A 26,666-nucleotide genomic window follows, 5' to 3' on the forward strand; every position below is an offset into this window, starting at 1 on the left:
CTCTAGTCACTTTTAATTGGTTTTCAGTTCTGTGCCCACCAATGAGGTTGTTCCGTCCATTTTGATGTTGCTCTCTTTACAGGTCAGGCTGATTTCTTCTTTTGCAGAAAACACAATACTTTTCTCAGCATTCATCATGATATCTTCCTTGGCGGAAATCGTGATCTGCTGACTGCTAATAATTTCGATACCTCCGCCTTCACTCAGCCGAATAAAAATCTCCCCGTCTTTGCCCGTAACAATCACCTCTTCGGGTGTCATCTTCAATTCCTTACCAGCGGCGGTACGGAAGTATTTATGATCCGGGTTACTCAGTTTGTTGCTCTCGCCTTCGTCCGAGTTCTGCCGTACAGAGCTCGTAGCCACGCCTTCTTCTTCCTTGTTACCGGGAAAATAAACCCGCACATGATCCCCTTTTTCGGGCATTACGTACCAACCACTGTTTCCTTCCGCCGTATACACGGACTGATAGGGAAAAGCATGCGCCTCACCCTCGTTTTGCGCTGGATCAATGTGCAGATGCACTTTCAATCGATCCTTGTCGATGCCAATGACGACACCTTGCAGCGAAACTCCGATAATTTTATCGTTATGGAATGTATTTTGCCGGAGTCCCCGATGTGTACTTAGTGTATAACGATGCTTGAGCAGACCATTTTTCATTTCGGTGAATGCCTCATATACATACAGAAGCTTGCCCTTGAATTCGATGGCATTCCCCAGATCCAGTACGCGATTTGTCTCCACTTCGTAATACACGTAATCCTCTTCGCCAACCTCAACCTTGGTGTTCTGCGAGGTGTAACGGAACTTATCCATCCGTTTGCGGACTCTGTAATTGAAATCCTCCAGCTTCCCCTTGGATGACGTATCAAACACACCGAAATAGAATTTGGGAGTATCAAATACGGATGCAGGCATCAAACCCGTTCGAAGACGGGATGCAATACGCTTCAGAAACTGCCAGTCCGTTTCCTCATATTGAAGGGTGAACTTTCCAATGGCTGCCCCATCTGTTGCAGCATCCATGATATCGATGTTTGGATAGTCAGCCGCAACTTGGTCTAACAACTGTGGATACGTCATGCCATGATTTTGGAACGAACGGCTTTTCTTACGGATATCCAGTTCATGGGTATGAGAGATGCCCTCCACTTCGAGCATATAGACGCCACCGGTCACCATTACCCCAACATTTAGAATCAAGCCGCTGAACAGTACAGATGTACTGCCTTCCTCATCGATCTGACTGATCTCGACTAGCGTATCCGAACCGCTTAGACGCACGTATGTATCCTTTTTTTCTTCATCTACAATTCCCGTGAACTTCACACATGCGTGCTCATTCATTTGTTTGGTAATAACCAGTTCATGCAGACTGACCAGTTCGAACGGGCTTACTCTCACATTTTTGTAAGACAAGGCTTCAATACTCACATTACATCGCCCCTTTCCTCATCGACCTCAAAACGGATGGAGTTCATCATCGCGGAAGCCACACGTTTCCAATCGTCCAGTTCCAGATCTGTGCAGTTGAAGGTAAAGATCAGTGCCCGTTCATCCAACGAAGTGAACAGCATGAGATGATACAGATTCGCATTCACGACAGGAGTCAAAAATTCGCAAGTTGCCGCAGCACGTTCTCCCACGGTGCGATCACCGTCCCCGTACCACTTGGTAAGCTTCTGCGTTCGCCGCAAAATCTGAATCATGCTCTGTTTAAACAAGGGCAGATCCTCCCCTGGCAGTGGGTTAACCGTGTGATTCACGGCGATATTAATCGTGCCTTCTGCATTCGTGTAAATCGTACCGGGTCTGTGCTGTGAAGGATACTTTAGATTCATCATGTGCTCAGACATAGGCTTGAAGGTCCGTGGCAGCATCATCCGGGCCTTTCCTTCAAGCAGCTCCGTTTCTTGAAATGAATAGGGCTCACCACCAATTTGTAAAAAAGCAGCCGTTAAGTCCAGGTCTGGTTCTTCCGGAATTTGTCCATATCCATCATCAGGGGCATCCGTTGTCATGCCGTTCATCATTGCAACAATTTTTTCATCCCAATGCTTCATCGTTTACATCCTCCCATTCTCTTGAAAATTTCAATCCACAATCATACGATGTGGTCCGCCCACCGGCATACCCGAACGTCCCGTTCCCCGACCTGCATTCGCCAGTATACGATCCAGATATCGATGAATTTGCGCATTGTCGTATTCTCTGTACTCCAGCCCCAATCGACTGGCAATGTGATGCAAAATGACGCTGCGCGCAACCGTTCCTTCATTAAGACACATCATGGCGAAGACCAGATCCTGGGGATCAGAGGCACCCGTTCGAAGCAATCTCTCGGCATAATCCTTCATGACAACAGGGGATAAGGTGCTTGCACCCTCGGCTGCATAAGGGACATGAATGACATGCAGCGTGTTGAACTCCGTTGCCAAATCGGCAAAGGTCTGGTAGTCCCGCCGCAGCCGGGCCCCTTCCTTCAGCTTGAATCGAGCCAGCTCCAAGTCACTCGATGTGCACGTTGTCTCTTCATCCAGAAGCAGTTCCGAATGGCTTATCGTCATGTCACTCACGGTCTCCTCCGCAGTAAACCGAAGCTTCAGCACATTGACCCGGCCCGTAGCATGGTATGCCAATTCCATAGGCTCTGTCAGCATGTAAAGCCTTCCTTTATGCAGCACCATCCCAGGATCAACAATCAGCTTGTCCGGAAACACTTCCACCTCTGCACCTGCAAGAATGCCATCTGCATAACCGCGATAGTACAGTTCGATGTAGTCTCTGGGGAAATCGCGTAGCCCCTCCAACATGGATGTTTTCAGGATTCTTCCCTTGTTAAAATGCGGATACGAATATGTGAACATGAGCGGTGTCCCTCCTTTCTGCTCTTGGTCCTCACTTCATTCCGTCAAAGAAGTCGAGTTCCGACAAGTCTGTTTCAAATGGAAGCAGCTTCTGCGGCCCCAGATACAATCGTTCATTCCTGCGGGCAACCGGCAATACATGAAACCCCCAATGACGGTCATCCGGAAAAACAAAAAACTTCGTCTCTCCATTCACGATGGAGTCCGTATCATCCTGCGGGATTTTATCTCCGTACTGATCCCGGATGTCTTCGTAGAGCACCTCTTTATAGGCATCCGGACGGTTGGCATAGACGAATTTCTGTCTCAGTTGACCATCACTTCCGCTCAGGTACAACTCCACTTCTGCCGTCTCGAATGGACGGGAAATGCTGCCCGGAATGCCGTCACTCCGATCCAGACTGCTGATCAGCATTTTTTCACGTCCATTATGCGTGTAGGCACTTACGGTATAAGGAATTACTGCGGCATCATGCGTGATGTCGGCTTGAACGCTTCCTGTTTTGCGGGCACTCAGATAACGAATTGCCCCTCGAAGGCAGGCAAGTTTAAGATCAGGCACACGCCCTTCCGCAGGTTTTTGCCGAAACTCAATGCTTCTGCCTGGAACGAACTCTTTCAGTGCTTCCCGAAATACATCAATGCGGCAGGACTGACCTGTCAACTTGATAATCGAATATTGGCTCATCCGCCCTTGCCGATAGAAATCATCCAAAAACTTGCGGACCACCTCATAGATATCAGCCTTGATCAGCTGGGTAATTTCCTTGATATTAAACACCACATCGGGGAACTCATATTCATCCTTCAGTTCACCACTACGTTCCACGGACAGAAACCAACGTTCCATGGTCGTGATCTGCAGGTCACTATCCCCATCGTCCTCCATCTCCGAGTGGAATCGGTTACGCAAGATGCCGGTTTTGCGGAAAAATTGCTGCTTCATCTCTTCTGCGATTTCCCACAGAAAGTAGAAGTTGCCTCTCACCCGAAGATACTCATCTCGTGAACGATTCTCTCGACGCGCAAACGCAGTCGGGATGATATGTTCTGCCTCCTCATAGCGTTGTTCCAGCTTCTGATAGACGGATTTCACACCTTCTTCGTCCACTTGACGGAACACATCCGCACCCGGTGCCTCGATCAGGCTATCGATATCCGTCACCTGACGTCGTCCGCTATAGTAGTCGGCGAATACGATCTTCATGAACTGCATAATACGATAGGTAATGTTGTGACCTCCGAAGTTGGTATCCCCATTTTCGTAAGTGGTATGGATATCCAGCTTGTACGCCATATGTCCGTCCTCGATCGTAAATGCACAAGATGACAAGTCAGTTGTTCCACCGCCACAATCAATCACGAGCGCATGATACGTCTGCCCTTCCATGAAAGCACCGCGTTCCATCCCGTCAGCAAGGGTGTTATAGAGCACAGCCATTCCCTCATCCAGCGCATATGTCTGCTCAATCCGATAATCCGGAAGCATCTCTCCGAACATCTGCAAAAATTGTGTTTTCATCTTCACGGGACTGGTAAAATGCACATGGCGAAACTTGCACTTGAACTGATGCTCTGCCGTTCGGATGATGTAATTCATGTACGCACGCAGCAGATCCATACGAGAAACCATGGCCGCATTGCCATGAACATCGACGATCTCTTCCATTTTGTTGTAGTTGTTCACCCAGCGCTTCATGCTGCGGAAGACACTCGCCCGGCTGCTGTACCCTCCCCGACGCATGCTTCGCAGCGCTTCATAGCCGAACTCGTAACGAATGTTCGCTGGATCCGAGCACTCCGCCACACCGATGGCCGTAGGTAGGACCTCGATCCAGTCCGTGTCTTTGTATGTAGGGTCGGGAAAAGCCACATAGTTAATGGCATCCATACGAACCCGCCCATTCAGCAAATCCTGACTGCTTGGTGCCTGAATATAACCATTATGCAAATAGGCGCCTGCCGTCGTGTTGGAGGTGCCAAAGTCAATTGCAAGTACAGCGTCTGTCGGTTCGAGTTCCCGGATGTTCAGATCGGCCAGTGGAATTTGAGTATATTGAATATGAACCGGAGGAAGAGGCCTGCTAGAGTAATAGGTCTGATATAGATATTCCGAATCGCGTTTACGGAAAAAGAGAAGACTGTACTGTCTGTTACCCGATCGTTTCCAGGTCGATCCACTTCCTGCCGTCAAATAAAAGGTTCCGGATATGGACTCGTCCTTAACCAGATTAAAGATGCCGCACAGCTCCATACTCTCATTGACCAAAAGTACGTTGGATTCGGTTAAACCACCCGGTGCCGTGACTACGTACTGATCCAGCTTGTCCACTTTCAATCCTTCGTACAGAATCAGCCGCGCGGGCACACTAATACCTCCATCACTGCTCATAGGAGCCGTCATATGACGAGAAATGGCCTTTTGTATGCGCTCGAATCCGCCTTCCAAAGACTGATCGATCCACAATACATCGTCCGCTCCCAAAAATTTCAGAATAATCCGAATCAGTTCTTCACGCTCCGTGCGGGGCCCCAATCCCTCAACCAGTCGCTCCTTGTAACAAATATTCCGTAATTGAAATGTGGTCATGTCCATCAACTCTTCGCGCGTATAACGCATGGTTCCTCTGGCCCGTTCCCTGCCCGTGGCATCGGGATACAATCGGTATGAATAGCCGTTCATCTATACTTCCTCCTTACAACTGCTGATGCTGCTTAATATAGGGCAATACCGTCCTGTATCATCGTATAGTCCACATCCAGAATGCCAAAATGATGCCCCCAGTATATTTCCGTGTCAAAACGAACCGGCAGGAAGAGTTCAAGAATCAATTCCAGCTTCTCCTTCGCTTCCGTCCGTTCTACCTGACCAATATATAAGAGCAATTCATCCTTCTCCTCACAATTGGCATAAAGGGTTGAACGCGGGAACATCCGGACAAGAGTATCCCTCAGCAGATGAACGGCCTCTCCCGTATCGTACAGACGGAGCATATTGCAGGCGATCACTTCCTGTTCCTCCCGTCCGAACAACTCCAGTCGCCGCCGTATCCGTTTCCCGTATACACCCGAATGCATATCATTCAAAATGAAGCGAATGTAATACTCCCTTTTATTCATCCCCTGCATCAAATCCATATGCGCCAGAAAATGAATGACCAAATCAAAGAGCGTCTCCCGCAATTCCACCTGCTCTTCGTTATTGATATCGAACAAATCCCTGAAAATATCAAAAAAACGATAATACGGATTGACTTCAATCGTACGTTCCACGTCTGAAGCATTCAGGTTCGTATGACTTAATTCCATGTATGGCGAATATACACGTGCAGGAACAAAAGTTACGTCTCTCAGATCAGTTCCATTACGCTTGGCGCGAATAATCAGATCCCATATATAATTCATGTTGAGCTCACATCCATTCCCCTTCGCAGCGATATTCAGGGAAAGCCAACTGGATCTCGGATACCAGAAAGCTCAGCAAATCATCCAGAAAAATAGCCTGCTCTGGCTGAATTCCGTGTTTGCTGAACCTTAAAATCATTCGATGTTTATCTGTCTCAACACGGACATGATCGCTAACAAATCCATTAAGCGGGTACGTGATGCCCAGGGTAGGCCCAGGTGCCACCACTTTCACATCTTCCAGTTCCAATCCCTCCGCTGCCTGGAAAGCATGAACCATGCGGGCAATCTCCCCTTTGGATCGTACAGAGCGTCCTTCCTGACGCGCATATTTACCGGCAAACCCTTCCCGTTTGTTGTTGGAAAACAGCGGAAAGTCCATCCTCCCAATGCGGGTTGCGACGGGACCGGCTATTTTCAACACCGTCCATGAATCGGATTTCTCCAGCGGAGATACGATGGTGATATCTTCTTCCGATCTTTTGATATATCGAATATGCGATTCGTCTCCATCCACTAAATATCCGTGCTCAGTCCCTGTTTTGCGGAGCGGTAACACATGTTCATAATTGATGCGGTCCGAAGCCGGGACAGGGAATCCACCTGTTTTCATATCAAGCTGCTGAATATTCCAAAGGGGGATCATGTTCGTTCTTTTATATGACTCAAACTCCTCCAAATGGATTGAAAGTTCTTTGACCACATGCTGTTTGTCCCATGCATCTCCATCGTCCGAACCCACTAGAACACAATCAACGAATTTGAACACATAGGGTGCATTAATCGATTTCCATGGTAGGCTGTTTTTACGAAAGACCCGGTACAGTTCTTCAATTTTGTAGATATACGCTGTACTTGATTTCAACCGAACCGTTATGGCATGTCTGCCTTCACTCGTTACAATCTCCCCGCGGAATGTCCGATTACTTTTCAGCAGGGATTGGAGCTCCTGTTGCCCACATTCCATGTAGAACGTGAATAAATTCATCTCTTCCTTACGTGCCAGCGCATCTGAAGCCTCGCTCAAATAAACAGTCTGCGGTGCAACATCCTCCGGAAGAATCGGATACAGAAATTCATGAATGGGGTCCAAATCTTCCCGCGGACATAATGTGACATATACATCGTGGCGTTCCTCCAGCGGTACCACCTCGTCAAACACACGTTGCTCGATCTGTTTGTTTAGCGTCTCCTGATACTCCACCAGATTAAGAAAAACACCTGTCATGAGGTCTTTGAGTATGCGACGTTGTTCCAGATCCTCCATCTTGTTTAGACGGTCACGAATAATATCTTTCATCACGAATCTCCTCCTTCCGTTGCTTCCTGTTCATTCGCTTCTGCCTCGGTGGTGTCGGTGCTTCCTTTAGCCTTTGAAGCGGAATTAATGCTAGCATTGCTTGTCGTTTTCCCTGAAGAAGACCCGGAGCCAGAAGCATCCGCAGTCCCACTTCCGGCCGAAGAGGCATTACCCGCAGAAGAAGTACTTCCCACTGAATTGCCTGCGCTCATTCCTCCCGCATTCCCGGTCCAATCCGAGTTCAAACCAGACGTATCTGTTGTTCCTAACCCTGCCGCATCCTGAGTAAGATCAACCGCCGGTACAGGTGGATTCAGTTTCTCATCCAGCTTATTTATTTTCCGCTCCATAGCCAGCACCCGTTCCAGCATATCGATCTCCTGATAAATTTCCTGTGCCGATGCATAGGCATCCATGGCACCGCTATAATCTCCGGCTTCATTGAAGCGGTCACCCTTCTGTTCCAGCGTATCAGCTTGAAGCTGTCTGGATTGGCGCTTGATATCCGCCCGTTTGGTTTCGGCCGTCTCCAGTTTGGTGGCAACTTCCTTCAGCGCTTCCTTATATGCTGTTTCCGTAGCCGCTGTTCTGGCCCTTTTATACAAAATGATCGCTCCACTGTAGTCTCCGTTCTGGAGTTTCAGATCTCCCTCCGTGATCCAGTCTTGTACTTGCTGAAAGGTGGTCATCTGTTCCAAACGTTCCTGAATGACTTCACGGTTGAACATATTGTAGGACTCAGACAATTCCAGTGCTTTGGTGTAACTGGCGGTTGCTTTGGGAATATCCCCTTCTTTCAGATGAGCCTCGCCGTCAACCAATGTCTGAGCAGCAGCCATCTTCGAAGTCAGCAACTTTTTGTGCACAGGGTCCTTTACTTTGATCGAATTGTTGCGAGCAAGACTGTAATCTGAGACGGCCTTGGCGTACTCCTGTTCCTTCACGTACTGGTCAGCGTTCTGTTCGTATTGCAGCATATCTACGACAAGCTCGGCTTTTTTGGCTGCGCTTTTCACCGCGTAGAATATGCCGGCTCCGCCAAAAATCAGGAGCATAATCAACATGATGGCAATCCGTTTAATCCACTTCTTACGGTTCTTGGGTTCTTCATGAAAAATCTTGTTCACATAGATGGCTGCCGCACTATAATTCTCGATTCGTGAACGTTGCTTGCTGAGCATCACTTCTTCCAACGTGTCGGCCAGCGCCTGCGGGTCATTGGCACCTTCCACCGCATCAATCATCTCGGCATCCTGCACGCCTTCCCATAATCCAGGGGTGCATAGAACAAGCACATCACCATCGGCAAGCTTGACCTTATCGGATACATACGGTTTGATCATGCCAGGTTTGCCCGCGTATTCATTCAGATTGCCGCGTTCATCATGCTGATCCACACGATCCTCTGCAATCTGGCCTTCCGCTGCCAGTTGGGCAGCTACACTATGATCCTTGCTTTTTAGTGCAAGCCTATTTCCCCGGAAATGATACAAGCGGCTATGTCCGGCCGATGCCCACACCATGCGTGTATAATCCGTTACAACAATAACGAATCCCGCTTTGAGTCTGACCCGGCGGCTTTCATACTGCAACCATTCATGTGCGATCTTGATATATTCCGTCAGTCTGCGTTTGGACATGGTTGGCTTTTCCAAAAAGGATTCCAGAATGGTCTGTACTGTGATTTGTGCACTATTCACTTCCGTATCGGTATCCAGACCATCTGCAATGACATAACAAGCCCAGTCTTCCAGTTCAACGCAGCCGTAGAAATCCCGATTTTTCAGGAAAGACCCCGCCTCTGAGACAAAAGCCGTCTTGAATTCACTGTTCTCCTTCCTCATCCGTCTCCCCATTTCCCGTCCCTGTGCGTTGCCCGATCCGTTACCATCCTTGCTCCAAAATGATAATCGTGGCGTTATCCTGATGCACGAGCTGTTTTTCTTCAATTAAATCAATGATGGCCTGGGCTGCATCAAATGGCGGAATATCTTGCGCCAGAATGGTCTCCAGTTCCATCTCCGTGAGGGAGTTGTATACCCCGTCACTGCATAACACAATCTTGTCCGCCGGCTGCAGTGCAAACGGCTCGTCCGCGATTTCCATTTGTTTAAAATGGTCGTACCCCAAATAGTTGACCAGCCTTTTGCGCTGCGGATTGTCAAGTGCCTCCTGCTCCGAGATCTCTCCAGACATATACTGTTCTTCAAGTTGACTTTCCAGTGTATGCTTATGATTGATGGCAAGCAGCTCTCCATTGCGAAACACGGCCAAGATGCTGTCTCCTACCGCACCCCAATACAGATCCTTTCCCTTGATCATGGCAGACACCAATGTTGTCCCTCCGGGAACGCCCAGCAAATTCCGAAGGATGGCCTGATTTGCCGCATGGGAACAAGCATCCCAGAACTCTTCCGGATCAGGAAACCGCTCCAACTCTTCAAACTCCCGGATAAATGTTTCCACGGCAGTCGTACTCGCCACTTTTCCACCGGACAATCCACTGATCCCATCGGCAAGTACAGCAAGTACACCATGTGGCTGCACGGCACAGGCAAAATAATCGTCCTGTTCATTGCGAGCACCAATGGTCTGTCCATTGCCAATCTGAACTCCAACCGGTCTATCGTCACGCTGCCTTACCGGAATCCGGCTTCGTGCGAATAACAGCAACCAAATCAACAAACAGCCACCCGCAAGAACCCAGTAGGGCGTTAGCTCCTTGTCGTTCCACAAAATCATGAAGGTGTTCACTGTTGCTCCCATTCAAAGTGCACACCGCACAATGGAATGAAAATGAATTTGCTGCGTCCCAATTGAATAACATCGTAGGCAGCCAGTTCCACCGGAGAATAGACTGCTTCATTATTGTGATATGCGAGGCCAGAAGCATCGCCGGGCAGCAAATAGAAATTCCGCTTTTTGGGATCGTACACAATCACCGCGTGATTACGCCGAGAAATGGTGTTATCCCCGAGGATGCGAACATGCATCTCTTCTGAACGTCCAATAAAGTTCTTTTCAGCCATTATTCGATAATCCTGGCCCATCTGCGGACCCTCGATGCACACCATCCATCCCGTTACCGGCTCAATTCCTGTCGTTTCGCCCAGGTATGGCATCGTTCTGTCATCCTCTGCCGTACGAGGTGCGCGTGGGATTGCACCCGCTGCCTCAACATTACTGGTAGCTGGCGATTCAACGGCCAGATTGCAATATGGACACGTATTGCCGTGTCGTCTCGTGCTGAACATATGTCCGTTTCCACATCTAGTCAGACTCATTTCGTTTCATTCCCCCGTAAGCTTGTATGATGTACGCCAACGTTATTTCACCAAAATGCGGGTATTGGCAATATAAATTAAGTCTCCTGCCTCAATCAGGCTGGGTTCTTCGATTTCCAATTTGGATGCTCTGCTTTGATTTCCTTTACGTACACCTACCCCACTGGCCGAGTCGATATCCTCGATAAACCATTGACCCGAGGCTTTGTTCAATACGGCGTGTTGCGAGCTAATGAGAGACGCATAGGGTGTATCGGACAGATCAATGTCAGCCTCGCTGTTCTTCGAACTTTTCCCGATCAAAACACTCGTTTCGCCCTGAATATACCATTCCTTCACACTTGTGCCGTCGTCGTCCAGGAGGACTAGCTTCACGACACGCGAAGACAATTTCTTCTTTTCCACCTTGGTGGCTGGCATGTATTTAAAAAACAGGTATGCTCCTCCAGAGAGGACCACGATAATTCCAGTTACCCATTGGGCACTCATATCCCGGTTGATGATAAATATGTAATACAGCACGGCTAACGAAATCATGGCGACGCAAGCGTCAAGCCCCATCGTCAATACCGACCTTCCTCGTTTCACTTCCATAACCTCCGCCTGAACCGGCTTGATCCATAACGAGCTACCGGTCTACTTTTTTCGAATTCCGAAATATCGGTCAAACATGGCGGACATATCCATTCCTTTATTGGGACCGGCTTTGCCACCGTTTGGACTTTCCTTGCCTTTGGGGTGATAGCCAAAAAATTGTTCGAACTGTTCCTGCATCCGCGATGGATCCGACCACACCTTCTCGGCATTTGCACTCCCGGACTTCGCATTGCCTTTACTGGATCTGGCTGTATCGGATGCTGAACCCTTCGCTTGACCTGTATTACGTCCAGTGTGAAGCTGCTGATCATATGCTGCTCTAAGCTCGGAATTTCCGAGTGTACTGTATGCCTCATGTACTTGCTTGAAACGCGCTTCTGCCTGTGCATCTCCCCCATTGACATCCGGGTGAAATTTCTTCGCCAATTGACGATAAGCCTTCTTGATCTGCTCCGGAGAAGCTTCACGTTCTACACCAAGCACGGCATAATAATCTTTCATGGTATTCTTTCCTGCCTCCCTGCCGTATTCGGGCGTAAATAAAGATTAAGGGGCACCAGGGCCCCTTAACTTGACAGCGTTGTTCTGGACCAAAACGAACTGGCCCAAGACAACAGTTGTTCCCTTTTATACAGGGAAGCCGCCCTCAATTTTAGTGAATTCAGTTTTATCTTTTTTCTGTTTGATGAACAGGCTGAATTCACCTACGCCTTCGGTATCACCGAAGCGCTCTGTGTAATCCACAACAAATGCGTTAGGCAAGTAAATTTTGCGTACCACTTGATCTGCTGCAACCACTTCCAGGGTTACTTTGCGGTAGCAATCCGCTTTTTCAGCAGGCACGAGGGACCACAAAGCAAGTTTCATCGTGTCATCTGCATTGTCACCGTCGGTTGCAGTGATAATTTTGCCGCTGATGCGAAGTGTTGCGCCTACATCTGTGGATCTAGCGTTGGAATCATCTGGTGTATCCGTGTCATACACAACTGTACGGATATTATCCATTCCCAATTCGATTGTTTCTGCGCCTTCTACTTTCAATACAAAACCCATTAATAAAAACCTCCTTAAGATTAGGAAAAAATGTGCCCGGTATGCTCCCCATCTCGGGAGAGGTACCGGAATATATGTATAAAGGCAAGACGATGAAGTCTGCCTCTAACACCAAAATAAATGTCTATAATACGTTGTTTGATGAATCATATTTAATAATCAGACTTGTTCCAATGGTTTTCTTACACTTTCATCGCACTGGTGCCTTTGGTAATCATGACCTCCAGGTTCTTCACGTTGCCGTTAAATACCAGGTCAATATGGCACATGTTGCTCTTTTCATCGATGATAAAGCTCATATCGTCGCCTTCCTGAATGATCGAATTGATCGACCCTCGAGTTCCCAGCCACCGGCTCTTCTGACTGCTCGGATTGTTGCTGAAGAATTTGACGATATTTTCATGCTTGAAATCACCGGTTTGGAAACGGAGCAAGCGCTCAATGTAAGTACTAACAAGTGTTTTGTACAAGGAATCAAAACCATCTTCGGACATCGCCATGCTTCTCGCTTTATAGACCGTGATCCGTTTGATGTCGCTATCCTGGATTTGGGCATTTTCCGATGAGAAAATAAATCCAAAGTTTTTGCGGTTAATCAAATCCTTGATCGTATTTGTAAATCCGGAAATTTCTTTGGTCATCGTTGTTACAACACGCAAGCTGTTGTCCCCTGCCTCAATGTCAAAACGCACACCTGGATAATCACGGTTGACGTTCTTGAAAGCCCCTTTCAGGTATTCCGGACACTGATACGCAGCAACAATCCCTGCAGATACATAGGACGCTCCAACATACACGCCTTCAATCCACAGTTTCAGTATGTCTTCCTTCTCCTTGGAAAGTTCCACACCATTCTCCGTCTGAAGCATGCGACTGTCGATAACGACACCCGACTTCTCCTTGGGAATAATCGTGAAGTTTGGAGCACTCGGAATGGCAAACTCGCTGTATTCCTTACGGGTCAACACCGAACATTTATCGATATACTTATCAATACCTGCGGTAGCCATGCTGCTGAACGTGGTTTCTTCCCCGGATTCAAAGCTGAAGAACACCTGCACCTTGTAATCCTTAACGACCTGAAGAAGCATTGCCAGAGATTCCATGCTGTTTCCGTCTTGTTTAACCACTTTCTCGTTACCACGGAAACGGGCACGGCTGACTTTGACTTGGCCTGTATTTTCCAGTTCTACGGAAGGAACGATACCGAACCAGATCGTATCGGTAAAATCATTCTTCGCGTTGACAGTGTTGAGATATGTCTCAAGCCGCGGAATATTACTGCTCTTGACGAGCATATCCAGTTTGGCATTTGAGATCAGCATGGAAGGAAGCATGCCTTTGTTCTTAATCGCATATTGGTCAAAGAACATTTTGACACCCAATATTTTCTCGACCAACGGTTTTACCGTTTTCACAAAATCATCCTTGGCGTTTTTGTAAAACTCCAGGTATGTATTGTAATTCTGCACTTCAACAGCAGTATCCACTTCAGACTGTACCGCAGGAAGCGGGCAGAATGTGCGGACCACCAGATCCTGTACATACGGCGAAGGTGTCTCGGAAAGTGAATCGTAATCTTCGGCAAATACTTGCGTCAAATCAGTGCTTGTCGCTTCATCAAGAAGCATCAGCTCGTTGTTATCACTCTTCGGAGCTTCGATAATTTTCAATTCTCCGCTCTCACCAATCGTAAGTTGCCCTACCTGAATCGCTTCTGAAGAAGTTTCTTCTTGTGCACGGCCCAGCAACAAACGGGTCTTAATATCTTCAATGGCGAGTGGAAGCATGGCCATGACATTGTTATAGTTCCGGCTTGCATCTTCAAACATGACGTTCAGCTTATCCCCGATATCCAGCTTCTTCGGATCGCCGTCATCCAGCTTCTCATGCTGACCATACATGTAATGGATTTCCTTCCGGACCTGACGAATGTCATCCATAACTTTTTTCGGTGAGATCATATCGAGCAGATTTTCAAACTTGAAATCAACGTTCGTAATACCTTGACTGCGCTTGGTATCAATCAGGGTGAACAGCATTCTCAGAAAGTCGTTACTATGGTCGATCTTGATCTCCGAGATAGCTTCGTCCGGGATACCTTCCGGCTTTTTAAGCGTATACATGACTTTCTGGTTTACCGCATTGAAAAAGGAGTACACGCTAGGTGAGAACTTGTCCAGGAACTCATCGAAGCTACGAACAAGCAAATGTTCGTTAATCTCCTTGATCTTATCATCACTCAGACTGTCGATGCCCTTAACATCACCGACAATGGTGATCAAGTCCAACTTCTCGGGATTAATTTCTTCAAAAAGCATCGTTCGGTTCGTTTGATTAATAATGTCCATTCAGGCAACATCCGCCAAGATGATGATCCATTCGGGCGAATGCTTCCCCCCTCCATCAATTTTTGACACTCCGCACGTCTCTATCGGCCTTCGGTCATGATTCAGGAGAATCAATGCTCCCAGCAAACACAAGACCAATAGAACGAGCTGTCAACATACGACTGGAACTTATGTACCAGATTATGCCGTTTGCTTTGGAGATTTATGGAATTCATCTTAATCATCAGCGATATGTTTTGTCAATATTACCCACTATAGGTCTAAAAGCTCATTTCATAACCTTCGATATACCTATAGAACTAATTTTTGGAATTCGCTTCACTTCCTTACGAATCATGCCGATGATATAGAATATCCTATAATTTGGATTAAGTTGAATGATTTAAGACTAGTGGGGTTTTCCCCCTAATCAAGAGTAAAAAGACTGAAAGTATGCGCTGTTGCATTATTCTCAATTAATGAAAACTACGCATAACGGCGTTATATCGTGATTAAGAAAAAGTTTTTCAAAAAAATTTAATATTCCCAACAAGTGAACCGAAGTTTTTCAAACCAGAAAGGAGATTCGAAGCCTCACATGATATTAATTAAATACAAAAACATACTGCTCTCCCTATTGGTGATTAGCGTTTTAATTCCAGCATGGAACATGGGGAGCGTGTACGCGGAATCATCTGTCAAGACCCACGCGTATGAAGGGCTCGATGCCATGTTTGTCCTGGATGTTAGCTACTCCATGAATGAGACCGACAAAGATCGCATCGCCGAAGAAGTTATACATATGTTTATGGATATGAGTAGTGGACCTAAGACCCGATTGGGATTCGTAGCTTATAATGATCAAATCACTTCATCCGTACCTCTAACGGATATATCATCCTCTGGGGCACGCAATAACCTTCGTAGTCGTGTTGATGGCTTAAAACGCTCAGGTTATACAGATCTTGGACTTGGCTTGCGCCGAGGTGCGAGCTTGCTTGAACAGTCCCAGACGGACAAACGAAAGCCATTTATGATTTTGCTTTCTGACGGGGAAACGGATTTGCGTGGTTCGTCGAGCAGAACACCAGCTGATTCATCCAAAGATGTGGACAAGGTGATTGAGATGGCACAAAAAGCTGATTATCCCATTTATACCGTTGGACTAAACCACGATGGTACGGTTAACCCCGCTGAACTGGAGCGGATAGCTCAGGAGACGGGTGGATCTTCCTTTATCACAGGAAGTGCAGACGACTTGCCTGAAATTTTTAACCGGATTTTTGCAGATCAGATTCAATCTGTTCTTGTATCTGTAGCCGCTGTAACAGCAACAGGGGCAATGCAGGAGGTAACTGTGGACATCCCCAATTCAAGCATGGCGGATGCCAACATTATCATGCTCTCTGATCATGCTGTCTCTGAAGCTCAGCTGTATTATCAGTCTAGCAATGTCAGCTTCATCCGATCTGATAAATATGCTCTAATGAAGATCATTCGTCCGGTTAAAGGACAGTTCAAGCTGAAATTCAAGGGGCGCAGCGGAGATTTAGTGAAGATCAACCTACTTGGCAACTACAACGTATCTGCGGTTGCACATATGGCAACGGAACAGCCAGTAAAGGGGAAAAGCATCACATTTGAAGCCTCTCTCTACGATCAGGCTGTGGACCCTAAACCCATTCAGGATTTGAATGTTTACAAGGGACTTGAAGCAGAACTCATTGTGACCCCGTCTGATGGGAAAACAGAACGTATCCCTTTGACCAATACAGGCAGCGGATTTACGGGAAAATACACTTTTCCAAAATCGGATCTATACACATGGGGTCTTCGAATTGATGGTCCTGACTTTTATCGGGAGATCACTCCCGTTGAAGTAGATATTACGAATCAGGCCCCCGTAGCAACTGGGGAGTCCATGGTGTTATCCAAAGACGATAGCAATACAGAGGTTGACCTAAGCAACTATTTTAAGGATGCCAATAATGATCCATTAACGTATGCCCTCGCAGAAGGTGGGAGTGAGCGCAAACTCGGAGACGCTGTCATTGAAGGTAATATACTGCGTTGGTCTTCGCTCCACACCGGTAGTTCATCCATCAAGGTGACCGCCACGGATTCTGAAGGCGCGAGTGTAACCGCAGACATCCAGTTGAAAATTCATTCTTTACGTGAAAAGATACTTCTATATACGGGACTCGGCCTCCTCGCAGCTGGTGGTATCTTCGCACTGTATTGGTTTGTGCTGAAACCAAAACCTGTATTTCGCGGAAGACTGGAAGGATACTTCTTGGCCACTGCGAACGGAGAAGATATCCCCGTAACGAATTGGCCACTGACTTCATTGGAGCGACGGAAAGTAAGTCTCAGTGAACTATTTGATCGTATGGACATTGGGGTTAAGGTACCAGAGTCAGGACGAATCTGGCTGGAGGCTGGTAAAAAAGAAACGTTATTGGTACGACATGACACGAACTGCACAGTCGTCCGGGGACGAACACCAGTGAAACCCAGACATACAGAAGCTCTGGAGTATAATGAAAAGTTGTATATTACGTTTGAAGATGGTGTCACGGAGATTGAAATTCGATACAAAGCCATCAAACCAAGTACTAATATCTATGTAGGACAAAAGAAAGATCCACAGCAGGCCATGGGATAATCATCGCAGTGTTGATGAGAACGATCATCTGCAATGACACTATTGTAAAAACAGATGCACAAAGAGAGTTAATCGACTTATAGAAAATGATTCCTGTTCAGAACAGGAATCATTTTTTTATCCCTTTGGTATCTCTAGTGCTTATGTGTTGTGAAGATAGCAACGTTCTCTTAAAAGTCTATCTAACACTCCCCTGCCAGCTCCGCATCTGTCCAATGAAGCTGAACACCCTGGCGATTCAGCTGTTCCTGATAGGCGTGAAGATGCTTCGCCGAAGCCCTCACCTCTGAGGGCTCTACTTGCTGTGCAATGGCATAAGCGGCAAGGGTTCCGGCAGCCTCGCCAATATTCCATTCGGTGGGATGCAGACGGTAACAACCGTTCGCAATCTGGGTCATGGAGATATTTTTGCAAGCTGGGAGCAAGTTCTTGACTCGCACCGGGATGAGTGCACCCAGCGGAATCTCATAGGGATGGTTCGGTATATAAAAAGTCCGCTGACTCACGGTTGTTGGATGGAGATCCAGATGATAACTGCCGACCCCCACACTGTCCTCGTAACGTTTGGCTCCCTCTGCTCCGCGCAATTCCTTGCTCACATCCTGCTCGGTAATGGTATATACGCCTCGGATTCGCCGTGATTCCCGAATATACGGTGCTTTTGCGAGACCGTCTTCCGTACCGAGCATATCTCCACGCAGCCTTATGCCCGGATAACCCTGTCCGCCGTCCAGGCGGGGAGCTGCCGTCTGAAGCCAGTATACCAAGGAAAGGGTTAGTTGCCTCGCCCCTTCCAGATGCCGCTCTCGTTCCTCCGGCGATACGCCAATGATTGGCCCGGCGTAATAATCGTTCAGTGCCCAGTTGAGCAGCGTGACTTCACCATCATTCAGTGACTCTGTCCATATAGCCGGGTCAACGATCCGCCGATAATCCCACAGGGAGGTGATGCCCTGATCATTCGGGAACATCGTGAACTCTTTCAGCTTGGATGTATCATTGGCATCCGAAGCGTACCAGCTCAGGATCGGATACAGTGAGAACGAGGGAACATACTGACGCCAGTAATCATAGTCCCTCGGACGATGGATCGTGAAGTCTCCACCCGCCACATAATCTACTGCCGCCACATGGGTAATCGACTGCATGTCTAGCGGGTCCGCTTCATCCAGGGCATGTGGTTCACCCGTTTCCCGCCGAGATTCCGCTCCACTTACATGCTCTACTCCGGCGAGGGGAAGCAGATCGCTGCATTCTGTGGCATCCAGATAATAGGCACCCCGGAGTTTAATTAATCCCCCACTTGGCTCTTCACGCACAGTCACGCCAGTCACCCGGTCACCTGCTGTATCTACCTGAACTGGCACGGTATGATAGAGCACCTCGATTCGACCGGTGTTCACGTAAGGCGCAAGCATCTCATGCAAAACGGCAAGCGCGACCTTCGGCTCATGCGCCAAGCGACTCACCCAGCCATTACCGGGGTTAAGAATAGGATCGCTCTTGGCGACATCCGTAAGCGGGTAGTTCCGTCTGTAGTAATCTCTGACTCGGCTGCGGAACTCACGATACGATGCTGTACTACCAGATTGTTCAATCCAGCGGTGCTCATCTGGCGGTACTGCCTGTGAGGTCAATTGACCGCCAAGCCAGTCCGTCTCTTCCGTCAAAAGTACCCGTAGCCCTGCGTTGGCTGCAGCCAGCGCAGCTGCAGTCCCGCCAAGACCACCGCCAATAACTACGATATCACTGTGTTTCTCCTGTTCAATCCCCATGCTTTGTCTCCTCCCTGTCACTGCCTTCAGGCCAGCCAACGCCGTCCTTACGCAGGCGTTCCAAGGCCAGCTGCGCCGCCCCGATACAGCCTGCCCAGTTACCGAGTTCAGCCACTGCAACCCGGTCTGCCAACCCGACACTGGATAACTTAGCGGTAAGCATCGGCCACCATATAGCCTGATCATGGGTTACACCGCCACCAAGAATAATCAATTCCGGATCTATCGAGGCAGATATATTCGCAATAACCGAGGCTAAATCAGATATGTAACGCTCTAGAATGTACAACGCTATTGCTTCTCCCTGGCTTGCAGCGGTCATAATCTCTCGGCCGTAAGTATACGTGTTGCCCTTCTGTTCCCGCGCCAGCCGCATCAGTGCACTACCGGAAATGTATTGCTCCACGCAGCCGCGTTTGCCACAATTGCAAGGCCGACCGTCAGGCACCAGCACACAGTGCCCCCAGTCCCCACCGCGCCAGTCTACTCCCCGTAACATCCTGCCAAATGCCATATTGGCCCCACCGACCCCAGTTCCGAGTGTCAGCATAACCAGGTTCTGCTTACCGGGGCCAGTACCAAGCCACGCCTCGCCGAGCAGTGCAGCATTGGCGTCGTTATCGGCAGTTGAAGGCAGGCCAAATTCCGCAGTTGCCCACTGTGTCAGTGGCATTCCCTGCCAGCCAGGTAAATTATTCGTTGCGTGGATCACTTCACCCGTTTCCACATTCACCCTTCCTGCCGAGGCAATACCCAGTGCCTTAACATCTCCACATCTAGACAACAGTTCACTTATTAACCCGCGCAGCTGGCCAAGTATGGCCTTCCGACCCAACCGGGCCTCTGTTGCACACTTAGCCTCCACCAGAACGACTCCGGCTTCATTGACTACAAGCCCTTTAATGCCTGTGCCACCTACATCCACGCCAATGACCTGTGGCATTTGCTTTCCCCCTATTCACACAAGCCCTTCAATAAATACGGTCGATAACGGCCCTGGCCGTTAATTCCTTCATCTTTTTAGTCTCTTCGCCATGCTCGCGCTCCAGTCCCTGGCAGAGCAAGTCGATAATAAACAGCTGAGAGATTTTAGCTCCTACAGAACCGCCTTCAAGGGGAGACTCCTTCCCCGCGGTCAAGAGCAAGATATCCGCAATAGAAGCAATGGGGGATTTGGCATAGTTAGTCATGGCAATCACATTAGCCCCGTTTTGTTTGGCCTTCATCAGCATATCGTTGGTATCCAACGTACTGCCGGATACGCTGATGCCAAAAGCCACATCACCTTCTCCCATCGTTACCGCCATCATGGACTGGATATGACTGTCGGAATTCGCTTCCGCACGCCGCCCGATACGCAGAAATCGGTTCTTGGCATCCATAGCGGTAATGCCTGACGAGCCCACGCCGAAGAATTGCACATGTCGTGCGCCGTCCAGACACTTCACCGCCTGCTCCAACTGGCTGCGATCCAGCATACCCAAGCTGGATTGCAGCACCCCCACCATCGAGGCATATAAATGGTCGGCGTAATCGTCCTCTCCCTGCTCGCTGTCTGGCTGGTTCTGCCGTTTCGGCAGCCCTTGAGCCAGCATCAGCTTGAAATCCTGATAGCCTTTAAACCCGATTTTACGGCAGAATCGCATCACCGTGGTCTCTCCAGTACCAGCAAAATCAGCCAGCTCTGTCACAGAAAAATAGATTATATTATCCGGATTGTCCCGCACGCACCGGGCCACCTTCTGCTCCGACTTGGTCATGGAAGGATAATACGTATTAATTCGGTCATTCATCTCCATTACTCTTCATCCTCGCTTTTTTGGTCACTGCTGCGAACTGTCGGGTAATTAGCTGTGGCCGAGTTATCGCGGAGCCCACCACAACAGCGTAAGCCCCCAGATCAAGCGCCTCTTCTACCTGAGAGGGCTTACTAATCCTGCCTTCGGCAATGACCGGAATCTTCAACCGCTGTGCGGACATCCCCAGCAGTTCCAAATTTGGCCCTTCCTGCTGCCGGGAATACGGTGTATAACCCGATAGGGTAGTCGAAACACAGCTGACTCCAAGTGACTCAGCATATAAAGCTTCCTCCAGAATGGAGATGTCCGCCATGGAAGCCACCCCACTTTCGTTCAGATAGGAGGTGATTTGCTCCAATGTATGATTTCCCGGCCTACTCTGGCGAGTCGCATCAAATGCAATGATATCCGCTCCGGCCTCCAGCAGCTCGTCAATTTCTCTGAGGGTTGGCGTGATATATACAGCAGAATCCGGGTAATTGCGCTTCACGATGCCAATAACCGGCAATGAGACGGTCTGCTTGATCGCGCGCACATCTGCTGACCCATTCGCCCGAATACCCGCGGCTCCTCCTTCCTCCGCAGCCGCCGCCATGCGGGCCATCATCGCCACGCCATGCAGCGGTTCGTCAGCCAGCGCCTGGCAGGACACAATCAGCCCCAAATGCAGTTTCTCCAGCACTACCTTTGTCAGGGTTCTCACCCTCTCTCTTATATTCTGCTTTCCTTACCAGGGTTGGATGGTACGAATCGTACAGACAAGCCCACTTCAAACATCCGGTTCCACGGCATATAACAATCGGTAATCTGGATACTCCCCGCTGCATTATCGATCCGCATAGTAAGCTCTTGACGCAGCCTTTCCTCTACTCGGGCGGCAACACGACCGCGAGACCCATCCAGCAAATATTTTCCATAGCCCATCTCCTGCACCGGGCCATTGCTAAGTTCTCCCCGGACGACTGAACAATAGCAGACATCCTCAGCATACCGAAGGGCCAGGAAATCAAGATGCGACTGTGTACGACCATAGAGCAGATAGATCATGGCCTGCGAAATAACGGTGCCAAGTGAGTTGGAACTGGTATTCCAGGCCGCATATCCAGCCAGATCAAATAACATGTCTTTTTGCCGCAGCATCTTGACCAACTTCTGGTCCCCACCATTGGCATATCCCACATCCGCTACAGCCACCGGCTTCTTCTTGCTCCTAAGTAGAAAGTGCCCATATTCCACCAGTTCCATCAGATTTCGGTATACATCATAGCTGTAAAAAGAATGCTGCTGCGACACCGCTTCCGCCATCGTCTCCCCGGGTGTGCTAATCAACAGCACCAGATCTGCTTCAGTCTCACTGGATGCAATCAACCCACCTGCAGCCAAAATCTGATATTTGAGCGTCTCATAGAAAAATCGATCCTCGAATAGCGGGGTAACAAACGCCCCCTGAACAGATGATAATCGCGGATACACCAGCGGCATCCGTCCGCGAGCCTTGTTCATCATTCTGGTGAGTAGTACACAACCAACTTCGTCCGCACCAGGATACATGTAGACTTTAAGTTCCAGATCAAGGTCCGTAATACTTGCTCGGACTTTCTCCTGATCCTTGGCTGTATGTCCATAAGGTGCCGAATCATCCTGCGGCACAATCATGAACTCGATAATTCCTTCCTTGGCCAGGGCCATCACTTGCTTGTTTGCTTCAATATTTACGGCCCTGCGTCCCAGGTAATCTTCCAGCACTTCAATTGGTAGACGGTTATCGATATCGGCCAGCTCGCGGATCTCCTCGTCAGTCGCAATCCCCAGCTCCAGCCGATGGCTGATGAAACCTTTGCGAAAAATCTCCCGCCCCCAGTCGGCGTAATAATCCGGCTCCTCATCGGACAGGGAATATTGCGGGCAGCGCATAATCAGTTGAAACGCATACAGGGTTAGCTGCGGGTACCGCTGCTTGATCCCCCGAAGGCGCTCCAGACGGGCCGCCAGTTCCTCCGGCTCCAACTGATGTAGCCGGGAAGGAATAATCCCGCCATAGAGCAGTGTATCCAAGGCAACGACTGCTCCATCTGCCCCTGCACAGCTCTCCTCAAACCAGGTCCATAACTGTTCCACATTGCCCGGACGCTTTTTCAGGCCCATGATTTCAAGTGGCGGACGCTCCACTGTGAATTCCGTTCCCTGTGCCAACAAATAAGGAAACTCATAATTGCAAGGCCGTTCATCTAACGGAACAAAGGTTAGCTTATACTGCTTCGGCATGAATGCGTTCACCCTTTCTGTGTTTTTTTATCCTTTAATCGCTCCGGCGATGCCTTCCATATAGTATTTTTGGGTGAAAAGGAACACAATGATAATCGGCAGCACCGAGATCATGGTGCCGGCGGCAATCCAGCCGAAGTTATACGAGAACTGACCGTTCAGATATGTCAGGGCCGCAGCCAGTGGATATTTCTGCGGATCATCCAGCACCACAATCGGCCACAGGAAATTGTTCCAGAATGCCATAACTTCAAGCAAGCCAATGACGGCAACCCCTGGTTTCACCAATGGCATGACAAGCTGCACGAAGATACGGAATTCGGAGGCTCCATCCATTTTGCCAGAATCCCGAATATCTGTCGGTATGCCCAGAAACGTTTGTCGCATCAGAAAGATGTTAAATACCGACACCGCGGCCGGAAGCACAACACCAAGAAACGTATTGCCCAAGTGAAAGGCCTGAATGGTTAAATAATGCACAATCATCGCCGTTGCCGAAGGAATAATCATGGTCGAGATCAGCAGCGTGAACACCAGATTACGTCCCCTGAACCGAAAGGTCGCGAGTGGATACGCCGTTAGGCAGGACAAGAAGATGTTAAACACTACCCCAAGGAGCGTAATCACCACCGTATTTATGATGTAGCGTGGAAAATCCATGAACTCCCACACCTGCACGTAGTTATCGAAAGCGATGAAGGTAGGTAGAATTGCTGGTGGATTCGCAAACACATTACGACCAGGCATCAGCGATACGCTGAGCAGCCACAGAAAAGGACCCATCATAAACAGGGCGAGCAAAATCAACAGTACATAAATGATCAAATGACGAAGGGCTTTTTTCATTTTTTTAGACGAAAGCGTATGCCGAATCAATAGGTATTCACCCCGCCTCTCCGGTTCAGCCGGAACACCAACACACTGAGCGCCGCTACCATCACACTGACGATAAGCCCAAGCGCCGAGGCATACCCGAAATTGAATTGCTCCAGCCCTTTTTGAAAAATATATACGCTCGAGGTCAGCGTCGACGTTCCCGGCCCGCCCTTGGTGAGAATATAGACCTCATCGAATACACGAACGGCACCCATCACCGAAATTACGGTGCAAAAGAGAATATGCGGCCGCAGCAACGGAAGCGTCACATGAATAATCAGTCTCAGTGGTCCTGCTCCATCCACTCTGGCGGCTTCGTATAGATCTGCCGGAATTCCCTGAAGCCCAGCCAGATAGAGCATCATATAATAGCCGAGACCCTTCCACATGGTGATGAACATCAGCACATACAGCGCCGTACTGCTCGTGGAAAGCCAGGAGACCTGCTCACTAAGAATGCCAACCTTCAGCAGCAGGTAATTGACCACGCCGTTATTGCCCAACAGCCAGCTCCAGATCAGTGCCACCGCGACCATGGAAGTTACAACCGGTATGTAGTAGGCAGCCCTGAACATTTTGACACCTGGAATTCGGCTGTTAACCAGAATGGCCATGAGGATCGAGATGATTTGAATCACCGGTACAACCAGCACATACATCAACGAATTCCACAGCGAAATCAGAAAATTGTGATCTTGAAAGGCCCGGGTAAAGTTATCCAAACCAACGAAATGTGTCTCTGTAATGACAGAATAATCGGTTAATGAGAGGGGTATCCCGTAAATAATCGGCCAAAAGGTGAAAACCGCCAGAAACAACAATCCCGGTGCCATAAACGCCCATGCAGCAAAAGATTCGGATCGAATCGCCTTGTACACGGCTACGCCTCCCTCTCTTCTAGGATTGAGGGGGAGTACTCCCCCCTCATCAGACTGTACCGCTTAAGTTCAGGAATCTTGGTTAAGAATTTGGTTAACTTCCTTCTCCACTGCGTTCAAGGTTTCTTTAATATCTGCTCCGTTCATCAAAATTTCCTGCAAGCCCCGTGCCAATGCGGAGTTGATATCTCCTGCATTCGGTACGCCGACCATGTAATCAGTTGCTTTATCTAGACTTTGAGAGGAGGCTACCTTGGCTTCGGCTTCCAGCGATCCGTCGGATTGCGTAAAGAACGGATCTTCAATGGAGGCTTTGCTCGACGGCAGCGTGTTGGCTACCTTGGAGAAGGCAGTCTGGTTCTCTGCATTGGTAATAAAGGCGGCAAATTCCACCGCTTGCTCAGGGTTTTTGGATTTCTGTGGCACGACGAGATCCATGGAATTGGAGAGCCGCAGGTTCGCTTTGCCCGTTGGGAGCGTTACTGCAATCGTATTCTTGTAAACATCCGGTGCAGATTTCTTGATAAAGTTAATAAAGGTTGGACCCGACAATTGAAAAGCGACCTGCTCCCCGGAAAAATACTGGATCTGCTTGCTGAATTCCGCATCCTCCTTCAGCACCACGCCTTCGGCCATCAGATCACGCATTTGAGCGATCATCGCCTCTGCTTCCGGCGTATTGAAAGCGGCGGCCGTTTTGTCCTCATTTAAAATCGGAATGCCGTCGATTGGAAATAGCTTGGAAATAAGCTGCTGCGCATAACCGGCCACTCCGGTCTTTTCATGGACCTGACGGGCCCACTCCACAAGTTCCTCTCGGGTCTGCGGCGGATTTGCCGGATCAAGGCCTGCCTCCTTCACCAGCTTGGTATTCATGAACAGCACTTCGGTACCTGTGTACCAAGGAAGCGCGTAAGCTTTGCCATCCAAAACAGTAGAATTATAAATGCCTTCAAAGTAACTCTTCGCTTCCTCATCTGTCAGGTATTCATTCAGATTCAGCAGCGCTCCCTTACTTCCCAATTGACTGGAAAATTCGGTATTGAGGTTCACCACATCAGGGCTTTTGCCACTGGCCGTACTGGTCAATAAACGCTGTGAAATGGCATCATATGGATAGTCCTTCCACTCGACTTTCACGCCAGGATGACTGCTCTCATACTTGGCAATCAATTCATTGAAGTAATCGTTGAACGTTGGCTGTAAAGCAATCGTCCAAAACTCCAGCGTCACCGGCTTTCCAGCTTCCGTACCCGTCTCCCCAGTGCTTCCCGGACTCGGCGTACCAGCCGTATTGTCATTTCCTCCGCAGGCGGCAAGCAGCATAGACATCATAACGACTAGCAGCAAAGATACTGTGAAGCCCTTTCTGTTGGTGGTCACACAACATTCCCCCTCAGTTTGGTATAAGACGGGAGCCGGCGCTTACGTCAGATTTCCTGGCTAATTACTCCATCTTTCCAATGGAGTATATGCAGACCCTGGAGTTAGAATGAAGTATTCTTCCAGAAATAAATTAAAAAAAGAAATAATTTTTCTTTTAGGCTAAAAAACACAAAAAACAAGCCA

22 protein-coding genes are annotated in these 26,666 nt (G+C 48.7%); 1 reads left to right on the plus strand and 21 read right to left on the minus strand.

Annotation, left to right across the window (positions count from 1 at the left end; all coding sequences use genetic code 11):
- Positions 1-12 precede the first annotated feature (12 nt).
- From AC3ITG_RS23480 to AC3ITG_RS23540, 13 genes are all read right to left on the minus strand, one after another.
- Complete coding sequence (locus AC3ITG_RS23480) at positions 13-1,437, minus strand: contractile injection system protein, VgrG/Pvc8 family (protein ID WP_064636281.1); 1,425 nt, start codon at positions 1,435-1,437, stop codon at positions 13-15.
- Complete coding sequence (locus AC3ITG_RS23485; protein WP_090809867.1) at positions 1,434-2,066, minus strand: hypothetical protein; 633 nt, start codon at positions 2,064-2,066, stop codon at positions 1,434-1,436. Before AC3ITG_RS23485 ends, AC3ITG_RS23480 begins: the two co-directional genes overlap by 4 nt.
- A gap of 30 nt (positions 2,067-2,096) precedes the next feature.
- The gene (locus tag AC3ITG_RS23490) at positions 2,097-2,870 is read right to left on the minus strand and encodes a DNA and RNA helicase (protein ID WP_489251503.1); all 774 of its coding nucleotides are present in this window, start codon (positions 2,868-2,870) and stop codon (positions 2,097-2,099) included.
- A gap of 31 nt (positions 2,871-2,901) precedes the next feature.
- A complete protein-coding gene (locus AC3ITG_RS23495; RefSeq protein WP_489251504.1) occupies positions 2,902-5,553 on the minus strand; it encodes a molecular chaperone in 2,652 nt (883 codons plus the stop codon).
- A 32-nt stretch (positions 5,554-5,585) separates the two neighbouring features.
- Positions 5,586-6,275, minus strand: coding sequence for an iron-dependent peroxidase (locus tag AC3ITG_RS23500; RefSeq protein WP_489251505.1), 690 nt, complete (start codon positions 6,273-6,275; stop codon positions 5,586-5,588).
- A 7-nt stretch (positions 6,276-6,282) separates the two neighbouring features.
- Positions 6,283-7,575 carry a normocyte-binding protein gene (locus AC3ITG_RS23505; protein ID WP_489251506.1) on the minus strand — a complete coding sequence of 431 codons (1,293 nt, stop codon included), beginning with the start codon at positions 7,573-7,575 and terminating at the stop codon, positions 6,283-6,285.
- Positions 7,575-9,419, minus strand: a complete 1,845-nt coding sequence (locus AC3ITG_RS23510) for a serine/threonine protein phosphatase (protein WP_489251507.1) — start codon at positions 9,417-9,419, stop codon at positions 7,575-7,577. Before AC3ITG_RS23510 ends, AC3ITG_RS23505 begins: the two co-directional genes overlap by 1 nt.
- Before the next feature lie 40 nt (positions 9,420-9,459).
- Positions 9,460-10,341, minus strand: coding sequence for a PP2C family protein-serine/threonine phosphatase (locus AC3ITG_RS23515; RefSeq protein WP_256336598.1), 882 nt, complete (start codon positions 10,339-10,341; stop codon positions 9,460-9,462).
- Entirely contained in the window at positions 10,326-10,859 is a 534-nt protein-coding gene (locus AC3ITG_RS23520; protein WP_090809857.1) for an FHA domain-containing protein, read from the minus strand. The genes AC3ITG_RS23515 and AC3ITG_RS23520 overlap by 16 nt, the downstream gene beginning before the upstream one ends.
- A gap of 42 nt (positions 10,860-10,901) precedes the next feature.
- Complete coding sequence (locus tag AC3ITG_RS23525) at positions 10,902-11,453, minus strand: FHA domain-containing protein (protein WP_090809855.1); 552 nt, start codon at positions 11,451-11,453, stop codon at positions 10,902-10,904.
- Between the two features lie 42 nt (positions 11,454-11,495).
- A complete protein-coding gene (locus tag AC3ITG_RS23530; RefSeq protein ID WP_090809853.1) occupies positions 11,496-11,957 on the minus strand; it encodes a J domain-containing protein in 462 nt (153 codons plus the stop codon).
- A 126-nt stretch (positions 11,958-12,083) separates the two neighbouring features.
- The gene (locus tag AC3ITG_RS23535) at positions 12,084-12,509 is read right to left on the minus strand and encodes a hypothetical protein (RefSeq protein WP_053781361.1); all 426 of its coding nucleotides are present in this window, start codon (positions 12,507-12,509) and stop codon (positions 12,084-12,086) included.
- 182 nt (positions 12,510-12,691) lie between these two features.
- Positions 12,692-14,860 (minus strand): hypothetical protein, encoded by a 2,169-nt coding sequence (locus tag AC3ITG_RS23540; protein WP_064636265.1) that lies wholly within the window; start codon positions 14,858-14,860, stop codon positions 12,692-12,694.
- A gap of 577 nt (positions 14,861-15,437) precedes the next feature.
- On the opposite strand from AC3ITG_RS23540, the gene AC3ITG_RS23545 reads away from it, so the two are divergent.
- Positions 15,438-17,504 carry a VWA domain-containing protein gene (locus AC3ITG_RS23545; RefSeq protein WP_489251508.1) on the plus strand — a complete coding sequence of 689 codons (2,067 nt, stop codon included), beginning with the start codon at positions 15,438-15,440 and terminating at the stop codon, positions 17,502-17,504.
- 182 nt (positions 17,505-17,686) lie between these two features.
- Here the strand turns inward: AC3ITG_RS23545 and AC3ITG_RS23550 are convergent, their stop codons facing one another.
- From AC3ITG_RS23550 to AC3ITG_RS23585, 8 genes are all read right to left on the minus strand, one after another.
- Entirely contained in the window at positions 17,687-19,279 is a 1,593-nt protein-coding gene (locus AC3ITG_RS23550) for an FAD-dependent oxidoreductase (protein ID WP_489251509.1), read from the minus strand.
- Positions 19,269-20,222, minus strand: coding sequence for an ROK family protein (locus AC3ITG_RS23555; protein ID WP_489251510.1), 954 nt, complete (start codon positions 20,220-20,222; stop codon positions 19,269-19,271). The genes AC3ITG_RS23550 and AC3ITG_RS23555 overlap by 11 nt, the downstream gene beginning before the upstream one ends.
- A gap of 28 nt (positions 20,223-20,250) precedes the next feature.
- Positions 20,251-21,078 (minus strand): MurR/RpiR family transcriptional regulator, encoded by an 828-nt coding sequence (locus tag AC3ITG_RS23560; RefSeq protein ID WP_413372777.1) that lies wholly within the window; start codon positions 21,076-21,078, stop codon positions 20,251-20,253.
- Positions 21,065-21,772 carry an N-acetylmannosamine-6-phosphate 2-epimerase gene (locus tag AC3ITG_RS23565; protein WP_489254519.1) on the minus strand — a complete coding sequence of 236 codons (708 nt, stop codon included), beginning with the start codon at positions 21,770-21,772 and terminating at the stop codon, positions 21,065-21,067. Before AC3ITG_RS23565 ends, AC3ITG_RS23560 begins: the two co-directional genes overlap by 14 nt.
- 17 nt (positions 21,773-21,789) lie before the next feature.
- Entirely contained in the window at positions 21,790-23,343 is a 1,554-nt protein-coding gene (locus AC3ITG_RS23570) for a DUF4127 family protein (RefSeq protein ID WP_489251511.1), read from the minus strand.
- Positions 23,344-23,370: 27 nt separating this feature from the next.
- Entirely contained in the window at positions 23,371-24,189 is an 819-nt protein-coding gene (locus AC3ITG_RS23575; protein WP_063567955.1) for a carbohydrate ABC transporter permease, read from the minus strand.
- 26 nt (positions 24,190-24,215) lie between these two features.
- Complete coding sequence (locus tag AC3ITG_RS23580; RefSeq protein WP_489251512.1) at positions 24,216-25,097, minus strand: carbohydrate ABC transporter permease; 882 nt, start codon at positions 25,095-25,097, stop codon at positions 24,216-24,218.
- A gap of 69 nt (positions 25,098-25,166) precedes the next feature.
- Positions 25,167-26,480, minus strand: coding sequence for an ABC transporter substrate-binding protein (locus tag AC3ITG_RS23585; protein ID WP_489251513.1), 1,314 nt, complete (start codon positions 26,478-26,480; stop codon positions 25,167-25,169).
- Between the last annotated feature and the right edge of the window lie 186 nt (positions 26,481-26,666).

This window comes from Paenibacillus sp. GL_099_B (assembly GCF_057835695.1).

Bases quoted from the DNA above. Each gene is read 5' to 3' on its own strand.
- AC3ITG_RS23485 (WP_090809867.1), bottom strand. From the start codon at position 2,066: ATGAAGCATTGGGATGAAAAAATTGTTGCAATGATGAACGGCATGACA.
- AC3ITG_RS23490 (WP_489251503.1), bottom strand. From the start codon at position 2,870: ATGTTCACATATTCGTATCCGCATTTTAACAAGGGAAGAATCCTGAAA.
- AC3ITG_RS23495 (WP_489251504.1), bottom strand. From the start codon at position 5,553: ATGAACGGCTATTCATACCGATTGTATCCCGATGCCACGGGCAGGGAA.
- AC3ITG_RS23500 (WP_489251505.1), bottom strand. From the start codon at position 6,275: ATGAATTATATATGGGATCTGATTATTCGCGCCAAGCGTAATGGAACT.
- AC3ITG_RS23505 (WP_489251506.1), bottom strand. From the start codon at position 7,575: ATGAAAGATATTATTCGTGACCGTCTAAACAAGATGGAGGATCTGGAA.
- AC3ITG_RS23510 (WP_489251507.1), bottom strand. From the start codon at position 9,419: ATGAGGAAGGAGAACAGTGAATTCAAGACGGCTTTTGTCTCAGAGGCG.
- AC3ITG_RS23515 (WP_256336598.1), bottom strand. From the start codon at position 10,341: ATGGGAGCAACAGTGAACACCTTCATGATTTTGTGGAACGACAAGGAG.
- AC3ITG_RS23520 (WP_090809857.1), bottom strand. From the start codon at position 10,859: ATGAGTCTGACTAGATGTGGAAACGGACATATGTTCAGCACGAGACGA.
- AC3ITG_RS23525 (WP_090809855.1), bottom strand. From the start codon at position 11,453: ATGGAAGTGAAACGAGGAAGGTCGGTATTGACGATGGGGCTTGACGCT.
- AC3ITG_RS23530 (WP_090809853.1), bottom strand. From the start codon at position 11,957: ATGAAAGATTATTATGCCGTGCTTGGTGTAGAACGTGAAGCTTCTCCG.
- AC3ITG_RS23535 (WP_053781361.1), bottom strand. From the start codon at position 12,509: ATGGGTTTTGTATTGAAAGTAGAAGGCGCAGAAACAATCGAATTGGGA.
- AC3ITG_RS23540 (WP_064636265.1), bottom strand. From the start codon at position 14,860: ATGGACATTATTAATCAAACGAACCGAACGATGCTTTTTGAAGAAATT.
- AC3ITG_RS23545 (WP_489251508.1), top strand. From the start codon at position 15,438: ATGATATTAATTAAATACAAAAACATACTGCTCTCCCTATTGGTGATT.
- AC3ITG_RS23550 (WP_489251509.1), bottom strand. From the start codon at position 19,279: ATGGGGATTGAACAGGAGAAACACAGTGATATCGTAGTTATTGGCGGT.
- AC3ITG_RS23555 (WP_489251510.1), bottom strand. From the start codon at position 20,222: ATGCCACAGGTCATTGGCGTGGATGTAGGTGGCACAGGCATTAAAGGG.
- AC3ITG_RS23560 (WP_413372777.1), bottom strand. From the start codon at position 21,078: ATGGAGATGAATGACCGAATTAATACGTATTATCCTTCCATGACCAAG.
- AC3ITG_RS23570 (WP_489251511.1), bottom strand. From the start codon at position 23,343: ATGCCGAAGCAGTATAAGCTAACCTTTGTTCCGTTAGATGAACGGCCT.
- AC3ITG_RS23575 (WP_063567955.1), bottom strand. From the start codon at position 24,189: ATGAAAAAAGCCCTTCGTCATTTGATCATTTATGTACTGTTGATTTTG.